We start from the raw sequence: 12,620 nt of genomic DNA, 5'->3' as shown, positions 1-12,620 counted from the left end.
GGCTACCGCCCTTCCGGAGCGGAGTAGGCCTCAAGGATCGCGACGACGCCCTGCCCTCCGGCTGCGCAGACGGAGATGAGTCCACGGGCCGGCCGGCCGTCCACCGGGCCGTTCTCGTGGAGCATCTTCGCAAGCGAGGCGACGATCCGTCCGCCGGTGGCGGCAAAGGGATGTCCTGCGGCGAGGGACGAACCGTTGACGTTGAGCTTGGCTCGGTCGATCTTGCCGAAGGCACCATCCAATCCCAGCCGGGTACGGCCGAATTCCTCGTCTTCCCACGCGGCGAGCGTGCTCAGGACAGTGCCCGCGAAGGCTTCGTGGATTTCGAAGAAGTCGATGTCTTCGAAGGACAGGCCGTTGCGGGCCAGGAGCCGCGGCACTGCAAAGGCAGGGGCCATGAGGAGTCCGTCCTTCCCGTGGACGAAATCGACGGCGGCCGCCTCGCCGTCGACGACGACGGCCAGCTTGGGCAATCCCCGGGCGTCCGCCCATTCCTCAGTGCCGAGGAGAACCGTGGAGGCGCCGTCCGTGAGCGGCGTGGAGTTGCCGGCCGTCATCGTGGCTTCAGGCCCAAGGCTCTTTCCGAAGACAGGCTTGAGGGTGGCCAACTTCTCCATGGATGTATCGGGCCGGAGGTTCGAATCACGGCTCAGTCCGCGGTAGGGAGTCACGAGGTCATCGAAGAAGCCACGTTCGTAGGCCGCGGCGAGGTTGTGGTGGCTATTGAACGCGATCTCGTCCTGCGCTTCGCGGCTGATCTTCCATTGGGCCGTGGTCAGTGCCTGGTGTTCTCCCATCGAGAGGCCAGTGCGCGGTTCCCCGGTGTTCGGAGCATCCGGGGCGAGGTCCTTCGGACGCAGCCTTGCGAGAACCTTGAGCCGATCGGGCAGGGACTTGGCGCGATTGAGGTCCAGCAGGATTTCGCGGAGGCCCTCGCTCACCGCAATAGGGGCATCCGAGGCAGAGTCGACTCCGCCGGCGATGGCCGAGTCGATCTGGCCCAGCTTGATCTTGTTGGCCAGGCCCAGGACCGTCTCAAGGCCGGTGGCGCACGCCTGCTGGAGATCGTAGGCGGGCGTCTCAGGGGAAAGGGCCGAGCCAAGCACGGCTTCGCGTGTCAAGTTGAAGTCGCGGGAGTGCTTCAGCACGGCACCGGCGGCGACCTCACCGATCCGCTCTTCTTGCAGGCCGAAGCGTGCGATCAGCCCGTCCAGTGCAGCGGTCAGCATGTCCTGGTTCGATGATTTGGTATAGGCGCCGCCGGTCCGTGCGAAGGGGATCCTGTTCCCGCCGACCACCACGGCTTTGCGGAGTGCGCCCTGGGCTACGGGGGATTCATGTGGCGCGTTCGCGGAATGTGCTGCTGCAGGCATGCGTTGCTCCTTATGATCACATCGGGTTACTGATACCCAGCGTACCTGATACGCTGAGTATCGTGAACATCCCCAGCCCAGGACTTCCTGCCGAACACGACGCCGGGACCCCGCCCCCCGCGGACAGCGACGCTCCCGCCGTCGACGGCCGCGCCGCCCGCTGGCAGGTCCACCGCGAAGAGCGCCGGCGCGATCTCATCAAGGCCGCCCGCAAGGCTGTCCACTCGCTGGGCAGCGAGGCCTCCATGGAGGACATCGCGACGGCCGCCAGTACATCGAAGTCGGTGTACTACCGCTATTTCGGGGACAAAGCCGGCCTGCAGCAGGCAATGGGCGAAGTAGTGCTGGGACAAATGCAACGGCGAATGAAGGAAGCGGCAGAAAGCGCGCAGACTCCACGCGAAGGCCTGTTCGCCATGGTTTCCGCGTACCTGCAGATGGCCGAGTCCAGCCCCGCCGTCTACGCGTTCATCACGCGGCTCTCGCAAGGCGAACCCTCTGCACAAGACGCCATCGCCGCCTCGGGAGCCCTTGGCCACTTCTTCGAGTCGATCAGTGCCATGATCGCCCGGCCCATGCGGGAACACCTTGGGGCGGAAAAGGAAGCATTGATCGACTACTGGCCCACCGCGGCTATCGGACTGGTCCGCAACGCCGGCGAGAGGTGGCTCGGTAGTCCCGCCTCCGCGGCAAAGCCCGACCAGGAAACCATGGCGGCCCAAATCACGGATTGGCTGTGCGTGGGAATCGCCCCGGAACTCAAGATCAACTCCCCTGAATATCAGCAATGACCCCACGTTGTTCGGAACCAAAGAAGGAATCACCATGACTGAAGTAGTGGACCGCACCTCCTCCAGCAACCGGGCGGCCGCGGGAACGGCTGCCACCACGCAGCCTGTTGCGCCCGCCCCTGCGGTGGATGTAGCGGCTCTTGGCGAAATGCTGCTCGGCAAGTGGGCCCACATCCGGCACACGGCACGTGACCTCGCGGGCCGCCCCGAGGTACACAAGATCGAAGGCTTGACGCATACCGAGCACCGCAAGCGTGTATTCGGGCAGCTCAAGTACCTCGTGGACAACAACGCCGTGCACCGGGCTTTCCCCGCCAGCCTCGGCGGTTCAGACGATCACGGCGGCAACATCGCCGGATTCGAGGAACTCGTCACTGCCGATCCATCACTGCAGATCAAGGCCGGGGTCCAGTGGGGCCTCTTCGGTTCAGCGGTGATGCACCTGGGCACTGACGAGCACCAGAACAAATGGCTGCCCGGGATCATGAGCCTGGAGATCCCCGGCTGCTTCGCCATGACGGAAACCGGACACGGCTCCGACGTTGCGAGCATTGCCACCACGGCCACGTACGACGAGTCCAGCCAGGAGTTCGTCATCAACACTCCGTTCCGTGCCGCGTGGAAGGACTACATCGGCAACGCCGCCGAGGACGGCCTCGCCGCCGTCGTATTCGCCCAACTGGCGACCCGCAACGTGAACCACGGCGTTCACGCGTTCTATGTCGAGCTAAGGGACCCGGACACCAAAGAGTTCTTGCCCGGAATCGGCGGCGAGGACGACGGCATCAAGGGCGGGCTCAACGGCATCGACAACGGGCGCCTGCATTTCACCGATGTCCGTGTCCCCCGCACCAACCTGCTCAACCGCTACGGCAACGTCTCCCCCGAAGGCGAATACACCTCGCCCATCGCGAGCCCGGGTCGGCGATTCTTCACGATGCTCGGCACCTTGGTGCAGGGCCGCGTCTCCCTCGACGGCGCCGCAGTCGCCGCGAGCAAGGTGGCCTTGACGACCGCCATCCGGTACGCCGCCGAACGGCGCCAGTTCAACGCCTCATCCCCCACGGACGAGGAAGTCCTGCTGGACTACCAACGGCACCAGCGCCGCTTGTTCACCCGGCTTGCCACCACCTTTGCGGCGAGCTTCGCACACGAGCAGTTGCTTGAGAAGTTCGACGACGTCTTTTCCGGCCGGCACGACACCGACGCCGACCGCCAGGACCTCGAGACCCTCGCCGCGGCCCTCAAGCCCATGAGTACCTGGCACGCCCTCGACACGCTGCAAGAGTGCCGCGAGGCCTGCGGCGGCTCAGGATTCCTCATCGAGAACCGTTTCGCCTCGCTCCGCGCGGACCTGGACGTCTACGCCACTTTCGAGGGTGACAACACCGTGCTGCTCCAGCTCGTCGCCAAGCGCCTCCTGGCCGACTACGCCAAAGAGTTCCGGAACGTCGACTTCGGCGTGCTTGCCCGCTTCGTGGCCGCCCAGGCCGCGGACGTCGCCATCAACCGCACCGGCCTGCGGCAAGTAGCGCAATTCGTGGCGGACACGGGATCAGTCCAGAAAGCCGCGCTCGCCCTGCGGGACGAAGAAGGCCAGCGCACACTTCTGACGGACCGGGTGCAGTCCATGGTGGCGGAGGTGGGCGCTGCACTCAAGGGCGCCAACAAGCTTCCGCAGCATCAGGGCGCCGCCTTGTTCAACCAGCATCAGGACGATTTGATTGAAGCCGCCCAAGCCCACGCCGAACTCCTGCAATGGGAAGCGTTCACGGAAGCCCTCGGCAAGGTCGGCGACCCGGGTACCTTGAAGGTGCTGACATGGCTCCGGGACCTGTTTGGCCTCTCGCTCATCGAAAAGCACCTGTCCTGGTACCTCATGAACGGCCGTCTTTCCATGCAGCGCGGACGCACCGTGGGGGCTTACATCAACAGGCTGCTCGTCAAGATCCGTCCCCACGCCTTGGACCTGGTTGATTCCTTCGGCTACGGTCCGGAGCACTTGCGCGCGGCCATCGCTTCGGGGGCCGAAAAGGAACGCCAAGACGAAGCCCGCGGCCACTTCCGGGCGCAGCGGGCAAGCGGCCAGGCCCCCGCAGAAGAGAAGAGCCTCCTCGCTTTGAAAGGGAGGAAATCCAGTTAGCATCGTTCCGTAACCGGCCGGTGAACAGTTGCCGAATCCTTTAACGACGACGGCGCCGCACTCCCGCTGGGGGGTGCGGCGCCGTCGTCGTTCTTTCCCAACTGACTCGCATTTGTTGTCGTTATGAGCCCTCAAAACGACAACAACTGCGAGTCAGTTGGGATCCAAGGTTGGAAGGTCAGGGGGCGAGGACTGAACGATAGACCTCGAGGGTTGTCTCGGTGATCGACTCCCAGGAGAAGTGCTCCTCGGCCCGGACGCGGCCCGCGGCACCCATGACCTTGGCCCGCGCAGGATCGGACACAACCTCGTTGAGGGCAGCGGCGAAATCTGCGACGAACTTTTCGGGATCCAGCGGGGTTCCGGTACCGTCCGTGACCTGCTCGAGCTCCACCAGCAGTCCCGTTTCGCCGTGCTGGACCACTTCGGGGATGCCGCCAGTGGCACTTGCCACGACGGCCGCGCCACATGCCATGGCCTCGAGGTTGACGATGCCGAGAGGCTCGTAGATCGACGGGCAAGCGAAGGCCGTGGCATGGCTGAGGACCTGGATGAGCTCGTGCCTCGGCAGCATGCGTTCAATGACCAGGACACCTTCGCGCTTGCCCTGCAGGTCCTCGATGAGCCGGGCCGTTTCCGCTGCGAGTTCCGGGGTGTCCGCCGCGCCCAGGCAAAGCACAAGCTGGACATCTTCCGGCAGGCTGGCCGCAGCCTTCAGGAGGTAGGGCACGCCCTTTTGGCGGGTGTTGCGCCCAACAAAGACCACACTGGGCTTGGCGGGATCGATGCCGAGGGCACGAATTGCGTCTTCGCCTTCGTCCGGCTGCCACATGTCGACGTCGATGCCGTTGTGGACCACCCGGACCTTGGCGGGATCCACGTTCGGATAGCTGCGCAGGATGTCCTTCCGCATGCCGTCCGAGACGGCGATGATAGCCGCGGCAGCCTCATAGGCGGTCTTTTCAACCCATGAGGACAACGCGTAGCCACCACCCAGCTGCTCCGCTTTCCACGGCCGCAACGGCTCCAGGCTATGGGCGCTGAGCACATGGGGTATCCCATGCAACAGCGACGCCAGGTGGCCGGCCATGTTGGCGTACCAGGTATGGGAATGGACCAGGTCCGCTCCGGCGATGTCCGGCACGATGCGCAAATCCACCCCGAGGGTCTGGACGGCGGCATTTGCCGCCCCCAGATCATCCGGAGTGGAATACGACGTCACCGTTGCACCGTGGAAGTCCGCATCACGGGGCGCGCCGAAGGCACGCACCTGCAGATCCACGTGCTTCGCCAAGACGCGGCTGAGCTCGGCAACATGCACACCGGCCCCGCCATAGATTTCGGGTGGAAACTCTTTAGTCACAATGTCTACGCGCACGCTACCTAACGTAGTCCTTCCGGAGTATGTGTTCTAGTGTGAAAGGGTCCGGCAACCCGGGCTTTTTTCGGGGGCTACAAAGACGTACAGGGAGAGCAAACACCATGGCGTTGAAGAAAGTATTGTCAATCGTGTTGGCTGGCGGCGAAGGAAACCGCCTTATGCCATTGACGGCAGACAGGGCAAAACCTGCGGTGCCGTTCGCGGGGGGGTATCGATTGATCGATTTCGCTCTCTCGAATCTGGTCAATTCCGGGTACCTCCAGATCGTGGTGTTGACCCAGTACAAATCGCACAGTCTTGACCGCCACATCTCCGAGACCTGGCGGATGTCCACCCAGCTGGGAAGATATGTGGCCTCGGTTCCCGCCCAGCAGCGCGTGGGCAAGAGCTGGTTCCTTGGCAGCGCGAATGCCATCTACCAGTCCCTGAACCTGATTCACGACGCCAACCCCGACATTGTTGTCGTTGTCGGCGCGGACCACGTTTACCGCATGGACTTCCAGCAGATGGTCCAACAGCACGTGGCCAGCGGCGCCAAGGCCACAGTTGCGGCCGTCCGCCAGCCGCTGAACATGGCCAACCAGTTCGGCGTGATCGAGGTCGACAAGAACGATCCGCAGAAGATTTCGGCGTTCGTGGAAAAGCCTGCCGAAACGGAAGGCCTCGCCGCCGATCCCTCGCAGTTCCTTGCCTCCATGGGCAACTATGTCTTCGACGCCGACGCCCTGGTGGAAGCACTTCGCATCGATGCGGAGCGCCTGGACACCAAGCACGACATGGGCGGCGACATCATCCCCTACTTCGTGTCCCAGGGTGAGGCAGGCGTCTACGACTTCACGCTCAACGACATTCCCGGTTCCACCGACCGCGACCGCACCTACTGGCGCGACGTTGGAACCATCGATTCGTTCTATGACGCCCACATGGACCTGATTTCCCCGGTCCCCGTGTTCAATCTGTACAACTCGGAATGGCCCATCTACACGCGGCAGAGCATCTCGCCGCCGGCCAAGTTTGTCCGGGGCGACAACAACACAGTCGGCACCGCTTTGGACTCCATCGTGGCCAGCGGCTCGGTGATCTCCGGAGGAATCGTGGAAGGGTCCGTCCTCTCCAACGATGTTTACGTTGGACCGGCCAGCAGGATCCAGGACTCGGTACTGATGGACAAGGTGCGCGTCGGTGAAGGCGCAGTGATCAAGCGGGCCATCATCGACAAGAACGTGAAAGTCCCTGCCGGGGCTGCCATTGGCCTGGATGCCGACCTCGACCGCGCCCGCGGCTTCAAGGTCACCGAATCCGGAATCACCGTACTCGCCAAGGGCCAGCTGGTACCGGAACCTGACGCTTCCGAGCTCGCCCTGGCCGCCGAGCACCGCCGCTCGGTGCCGGAGGCGATCAAAGCCGCCACCGAAAAGTTCCCCGACATCAGGGACTCCGCTGAGCAGGTCACGAAAATCCAGGCTGCCTCGGTAGAGGTCTGACCCGGAACCCCGGAATTAGGACAGCCCCCGGCCTCCCGGGCGACAGCAGGCCTCCCGCCTCTGCCGCCCGGGAGGCTTTGCTGTGCCCGACCCTGTAAAATTGACCCAATGAGCCCCGCCGATTTGACGCCTGAAGAGATCCAGGCCTGCCTCAAGGTCTTGAACACCATCCACGCCTACGACGAGGAGCACCCGGACTACGTCGCCATCCGTCGTGCCACGGGAAAGATGTTCAAGGCCGTCAAGCGCCACCGCCGGGTCACCAAGCGGGACGAGATCGCGGAAGCCGATCGTGCTGTCATTGCGTTGACTGCGACCGCAGCCCCGGACAGGATCGACGACGAGACCCGCGGGAACAAGCTGGCTACCTCGGCCACGGGCGAAATCGCGGGCCACCTCATCCGGTCCAGGCCCTGCTACATCTGCAAGCAGCACTACACGCAAGTAGACGCGTTCTACCACCAGTTGTGCCCGGAATGTGCGGCCTTCAGCCACAGTAAGCGCGATGCCCGCACGGACCTCAGCGGACGCCGTGCCCTCCTCACGGGCGGGCGCGCCAAGATCGGCATGTACATCGCCCTCCGCTTGCTCCGCGACGGCGCGCACACCACCATCACCACCCGCTTCCCCAAGGACGCGGCACGACGTTTCGCCGCCATGGAAGACAGCGCGGACTGGTTGCACCGGCTCAGGATTGTGGGCATCGACCTCCGGGATCCCTCACAGGTCATGGCGCTCACGGACTCCCTCAACGAAGCCGGCGCGCTCGACATCATCATCAACAACGCCGCCCAGACAGTCCGCCGTTCGGGGAATGCGTACAAGCCCCTGGTGGATGCCGAGGATGAGCCACTGCCCGAGGCCCTTCAGGCAGCCAACGGCGGTCCGGAGCTGGTCACGTTCGGCCATGCCCACGACAAGCACCCGTTGGCCATCACCCAAAGCGTCACCGATCATCCGGTGCTTGCCGGTGATGCGATTACCTCCCTCGCGTTGTCCACGGGCTCCGCGTCGTTGGCGCGGATCGCTACGGGCACCGCGATCGACGCCGGCGGTCTGGTTCCCGACCTTGCGGCCATCAACAGCTGGACCCAAGTGGTGGACGAAGTCGATCCCCTCGAGATGCTCGAGGTTCAACTCTGCAATGTCACGGCGCCATTCCTGTTGGTGAGCCGGCTCCGTGGTGCGATGAAGCGTTCCACCGCCCGCAGGAAGTACATCGTGAATGTCTCAGCCATGGAGGGGCAGTTCTCCCGCGCCTACAAAGGCCCCGGGCACCCGCATACCAACATGGCAAAGGCCGCGTTGAACATGATGACGCGGACCAGCGCACAAGAAATGCTGGACAGCGACGGGATCCTGATGACCGCCGTCGACACCGGATGGATCACGGACGAACGCCCGCATTACACCAAAGTCCGGCTCATGGAGGAAGGCTTCCACGCACCCCTCGACCTCGTGGACGGGGCGGCGCGTGTCTATGATCCCATCGTCATGGGCGAAAACGGCGAAGACCAGTACGGCGTCTTCCTGAAGGACTACAAGCCCTCCCCCTGGTAAAAATCCAGGCGGAGGGCCGCGGGCCTGCTATGTGAGCCGCGTGATCTCGACCGTCACGGTGAGGCCCGAGCCGCCGCCGCCGGACAGGATGCCCTTCAAAGGAGGGACATCCCGGTAGTCCCGGCCCCGCGCCACAGTGACGTGGAGATCTCCGGCAGGCTTGTGGTTGGTGGGGTCCCAGCTGCGCCATTCGCCGTCCCACCACTCGAGCCACGCGTGGGATTGGCCTGCGACTGTTTCACCGATCTCAGCCGTGGGCCGCGGATGGATGTAACCGGACACGTACCGCGCCGGGATGCCGCAACTGCGGAGCGAGCCGATGGCCAGGTGCGCCAGGTCCTGGCAGACTCCCTGACGCTGGTTCCAGGCTTCCTCGGCGTTGGTGGTGACGCCCGTAGTGCCTTTGACGTAGCTCATTTCGCCGCGCATCCAGTCGAAAATGGCCATGGCTGTCTCGTGCGGGTTCTTGCCGGCCACGACGGCGGGGATGATGCCGAGGACTTCCTCCCCCGGACCGCTGAGCTGCGACTGCGGCAACCAGTCGCTGAACTGGTCCCGGATCCCGTCGGAAGCAATGACGTCCCAGCCCACAATTTCTTCGTCCAGGGCCACACGCTCTGCCCGGTGGACCTCAACGGTGGTGGTGGCCACCACTTCGAGGCGCTCGTGCGGCATCTGCATGTCAAAGGCGGTAACGCGGGTGCCCCAATAATCGCGGTAGGTGCTCACGGCAGCCTGCGACGGCGTGATCTTCAGCGAGGATTCGAGGACCACCTGTTGCGGATCGGTCAACGGAGTCATGCGTGCCTCGTTGTACGACAGGGTCACGCGGCGGTTGTATTTGTAGGCCGTCTTGTGGACGATGCTCAGCCGGGTCATGAAACTTCTCCCACCCAGGCCAGTTCATCCGCCTGATTGAAGTACTTACGGGAAATCGCGTCGGAGGCCTGCGTGACGGCCTTCTGGACTCGGTCCATATGCTCGGGCAGCTCGGACATGAGATCGTCCGTGCGATGGAACTCGAGGAAGGTACGGGCCTGGCCGACGATCCGACGGGCGTCGTTGATGAAGCCCACCCGCTGTGCGGAGGGATCCAGCTTGGCGAGGCACTCGTCGGCGTCGCGCAAGGCGAAGACAATGGAGCGCGGGAACAAACGGTCGAGCAGGAGGAACTCGGCGGCGTGCTGGTCTCCGAAGGCCGCACGGCGGGTCCGAAGGAATGACTCGTACGCTCCGGCGCAACGCAACATGTTCACCCAGGACATTCCCGCGGAGAGGACGTCCCTGGTGGACAGCATCCGCGCGGTCATGTCTGCTCGTTCGAGTGAGCGGCCGAGGACAAGGAAAAGCCAGCTTTCGTCGTGGCTCACCGTGGTGTCTGCGAGACCCCTGACCATGGCGGTGCGCTCCAGTACCCAGTTGCAGAAGCGGTACGTACCCACGACGTCCTTACGGTGCTGGTTGAGCCCGTAGTAGGTCGTATTGAGGCTCTCCCACAATGAGGAGGACACGGTCTCGCGTGCCCGCCGCGCATTCTCGCGCGCAGCCCCTAGCGAACCGGCGATGGACGTGGCACTCGTCTTGTCGTAGGCGAGGGCGTGAAGGAGCTCCGGCAAGCCGAATTCTTCACTCTGCGGCCGCGCTCCCATGACAGCCAGGAGTTCCCGCGCCACGCTGCGTTGTTCCTCGAGCGGAAGGTGGTTCAGGCGTTCAAGATGGACGTCCAGGATCCTGGCCGTTCCGTCGGCCCGCTCCACATAACGGCCGATCCAGAAAAGGGATTCAGCAATACGGCTCAGCATGGGGCTGTGCCTCCTTCGGGTCCTGCGTTGTGACGATGAATGTATCCTGCTCCGGCACCATGACGTGCCGGATCACTGCTGCTGGTCCGATTGGCGGTCCCGCCAGTTGCTTTCGACGGGCCACACCGAGACCTGTTCGCGGACCGTGATGGAGGAACGGGGCAGTTCGACGGCGGGCAATTGCGGGGAGTCCGAGAGTACCCAGGTGTCCTTGGAACCGCCACCCTGGGAAGAGTTCACGATCAGCGAGCCTTCCTTCAGCGCAACCCGGGTCAGTCCGCCGGGCAGCACCCAGACGTCGTCGCCGTCGTTGACCGCGAACGGACGCAGGTCCACGTGCCGGGGGCCGAAGCGGTCTCCCGAAAGGGTCGGAACGGTGGAGAGCTGCAACACGGGCTGGGCGATCCAGCCGCGCGGATCCGCCAACACCCGCTTCCGCAAAGCGTCCAGCTCGTCCCGTGAAGCATCCGGACCGATCACCAGGCCCTTTCCTCCCGAACCATCCACTGGCTTGACCACGAGTTCCTCGAGCCGGTCAAGGACCTGCTCACGGGCTTCCTTCTCTTCCAGCCGGAAAGTCTCCACGTTGGCGATCACCGGCTCTTCGTGCAGGTAGTAACGAATCAGGTCCGGCACGTAGGAATAGACCAGCTTGTCATCGGCCACACCGTTGCCCACCGCGTTCGCGATTGTCACCCCGCCTGCCCTGGCCGCGTTCACCAGTCCCGGACAGCCGAGCATGGAATCGGAGCGGAACTGCAGCGGATCCAGGAATTCGTCGTCGATCCGCTTGTAAATGACGTCCACCCGCTGCTCGCCGGCGGTAGTGCGCATGTAGACCCGGTTTCCGCGGCAGATCAGGTCCCTGCCCTCGACCAGCTCAACACCCATCAACCCGGCCAACAGCGTGTGTTCGAAGTAGGCGCTGTTGAAGACTCCAGGGGTCAACACCACCACTGTGGGGTCGTCCACCCCCGACGGCGCGGTCTTGCGCAACGCCGACAGCAGACGACGCGGGTATTCCTCGACCGGACGGATGGGCTGCTGCCCGAACGCCTCCGGCAAGCCCTTCGCCATCGCCCGCCGGTTCTCCAACACGTAGGACACCCCCGAAGGCACCCGGACGTTGTCCTCCAGGACCCGGAACGTGCCCGCGGCATCGCGGACGACGTCAATACCGGACACATGAACGCGCACGCCGCCGGCGGGCTCGAAACCATGCACGGCACGGTGGAAATGCGCGCTCGTGGTCACCAGTGCCCGCGGCACTACGCCGTCAGCGACCACCGCCATCCGACCGTAGACATCGTCCAGGAACGCCTCCAAGGCGCGGACGCGCTGCTTGACCCCACGCTCAAGCACATCCCATTCGTCAGCCGGAATCACCCTCGGCACGATATCCAGCGGGAAGGGTCTCTCCTCCCCCGCATAATCGAAGGTCACACCCCGGTCCAAGAAGGTCCGCGCCATCGACTCGGCACGGGCGCTCACATCGGCAAGCGAAAGCTCGCGAAGTGCGCCGTCTACCTGGCCATAGGACTTTCGGGCAATGGTGCCTGGGGCGAACATTTCGTCGTAGGCGCCGGAACGGGCGGCGGCCTCGGAGTAATCCCGGAATAGCTCTGACATGGGATTCAGACAATCACCTTTTCGATTACGAACGCATTTCGCGTTCTGCATGTTGCGAAACCAAGTGTGAACCCGGTTCGCATTTCAGCGCTTGCATGCAGTGGCAGCCATTGGACTTGCCTTCATTGTCCACGCCCTGCTTTCCCCCATCCCTGCCATGACAGCCGCTGTAGCGCTGGGTTTGTTAGCAGCAAATATACCGGGCACGGCGGCATGGGCTGCCGGACGCGCCCGCCCGGGGCTGGACTTCGCCGGCAAGCACCACATGCGGGCGGGCATCGTGCTGCTGGGCTTGAAGGTCAGCGTGGTCGATGTCCTCGACCTTGGCTGGTTTGCGCTCGTCCTGATTGCCGCCGTCGTGCACAGGTTCATCGCGATGGTGGCCGTGCGCTCGTTGCGCTTGGCTCCTGGTTCCTGATCGCACTGTTGGGCTTGGGCGCCGTCTTGCTCATGATTA

Annotated in this window: 9 protein-coding genes and 1 pseudogene; 5 read left to right on the top strand and 5 right to left on the bottom strand. The window is 64.0% G+C overall.

All coding sequences use genetic code 11. From position 1 onward, the window contains the following. Positions 1–2: 2 nt before the first annotated feature. Positions 3–1,373, bottom strand: coding sequence for an acetyl-CoA C-acetyltransferase (locus ACSVHC_RS20680; RefSeq protein ID WP_437770226.1), 1,371 nt, complete (start codon positions 1,371–1,373; stop codon positions 3–5). Positions 1,374–1,435: 62 nt separating this feature from the next. On the opposite strand from ACSVHC_RS20680, the gene ACSVHC_RS20675 reads away from it, so the two are divergent. Together ACSVHC_RS20675 and ACSVHC_RS20670 are read left to right on the top strand one after the other, a co-directional pair. Next, complete coding sequence (locus ACSVHC_RS20675) at positions 1,436–2,164, top strand: TetR family transcriptional regulator (RefSeq protein ID WP_437770227.1); 729 nt, start codon at positions 1,436–1,438, stop codon at positions 2,162–2,164. Between the two features lie 34 nt (positions 2,165–2,198). Continuing rightward, positions 2,199–4,307, top strand: a complete 2,109-nt coding sequence (locus ACSVHC_RS20670) for an acyl-CoA dehydrogenase family protein (RefSeq protein ID WP_437770228.1) — start codon at positions 2,199–2,201, stop codon at positions 4,305–4,307. Between the two features lie 178 nt (positions 4,308–4,485). Here the strand turns inward: ACSVHC_RS20670 and glgA are convergent, their stop codons facing one another. Next, on the bottom strand, positions 4,486–5,685 hold the full coding sequence (gene glgA, locus ACSVHC_RS20665; RefSeq protein WP_345451810.1) for a glycogen synthase: 1,200 nt from the start codon (positions 5,683–5,685) through the stop codon (positions 4,486–4,488). A gap of 104 nt (positions 5,686–5,789) precedes the next feature. Between glgA and glgC the strand changes: the two genes are divergently transcribed. Next, positions 5,790–7,172, top strand: coding sequence for a glucose-1-phosphate adenylyltransferase (gene glgC, locus ACSVHC_RS20660; RefSeq protein WP_437770229.1), 1,383 nt, complete (start codon positions 5,790–5,792; stop codon positions 7,170–7,172). Positions 7,173–7,280: 108 nt separating this feature from the next. Continuing rightward, positions 7,281–8,732, top strand: a complete 1,452-nt coding sequence (locus tag ACSVHC_RS20655) for an SDR family oxidoreductase (RefSeq protein WP_437770230.1) — start codon at positions 7,281–7,283, stop codon at positions 8,730–8,732. 27 nt (positions 8,733–8,759) lie between these two features. On the opposite strand, the gene ACSVHC_RS20650 is transcribed toward ACSVHC_RS20655, so the two are convergent. From ACSVHC_RS20650 to ACSVHC_RS20640, 3 genes are all read right to left on the bottom strand, one after another. Continuing rightward, complete coding sequence (locus ACSVHC_RS20650) at positions 8,760–9,611, bottom strand: transglutaminase family protein (RefSeq protein WP_437770231.1); 852 nt, start codon at positions 9,609–9,611, stop codon at positions 8,760–8,762. Beyond that, complete coding sequence (locus tag ACSVHC_RS20645) at positions 9,608–10,534, bottom strand: alpha-E domain-containing protein (protein ID WP_078108851.1); 927 nt, start codon at positions 10,532–10,534, stop codon at positions 9,608–9,610. The genes ACSVHC_RS20650 and ACSVHC_RS20645 overlap by 4 nt, the downstream gene beginning before the upstream one ends. Positions 10,535–10,606: 72 nt before the next feature. Beyond that, positions 10,607–12,163: a circularly permuted type 2 ATP-grasp protein gene (locus ACSVHC_RS20640; RefSeq protein ID WP_437770232.1), complete on the bottom strand. Its 1,557-nt coding sequence runs from the start codon at positions 12,161–12,163 to the stop codon at positions 10,607–10,609. Positions 12,164–12,254: 91 nt separating this feature from the next. Between ACSVHC_RS20640 and ACSVHC_RS20635 the strand changes: the two are divergent. Further along, positions 12,255–12,572: pseudogene (locus tag ACSVHC_RS20635) on the top strand (putative sulfate exporter family transporter); the annotation flags it as partial. Positions 12,573–12,620 lie beyond the last annotated feature (48 nt).

The organism is Arthrobacter sp. KNU-44 (assembly GCF_051843155.1).
In the GTDB taxonomy this organism is placed as follows: domain Bacteria; phylum Actinomycetota; class Actinomycetes; order Actinomycetales; family Micrococcaceae; genus Arthrobacter.
The sequence above is the reverse complement of the archived record's forward strand: the minus strand, read 5'-3'. Positions and strand labels throughout refer to the sequence as shown.

Excerpts from the sequence above, each read along its gene's own strand:
- ACSVHC_RS20640 (WP_437770232.1), bottom strand. The coding sequence starts at position 12,163 with ATGTCAGAGCTATTCCGGGATTACTCCGAGGCCGCCGCCCGTTCCGGC.
- ACSVHC_RS20650 (WP_437770231.1), bottom strand. The coding sequence starts at position 9,611 with ATGACCCGGCTGAGCATCGTCCACAAGACGGCCTACAAATACAACCGC.
- ACSVHC_RS20655 (WP_437770230.1), top strand. The coding sequence starts at position 7,281 with ATGAGCCCCGCCGATTTGACGCCTGAAGAGATCCAGGCCTGCCTCAAG.
- glgC (WP_437770229.1), top strand. The coding sequence starts at position 5,790 with ATGGCGTTGAAGAAAGTATTGTCAATCGTGTTGGCTGGCGGCGAAGGA.
- ACSVHC_RS20645 (WP_078108851.1), bottom strand. The coding sequence starts at position 10,534 with ATGCTGAGCCGTATTGCTGAATCCCTTTTCTGGATCGGCCGTTATGTG.
- ACSVHC_RS20680 (WP_437770226.1), bottom strand. The coding sequence starts at position 1,373 with ATGCCTGCAGCAGCACATTCCGCGAACGCGCCACATGAATCCCCCGTA.
- ACSVHC_RS20670 (WP_437770228.1), top strand. The coding sequence starts at position 2,199 with ATGACTGAAGTAGTGGACCGCACCTCCTCCAGCAACCGGGCGGCCGCG.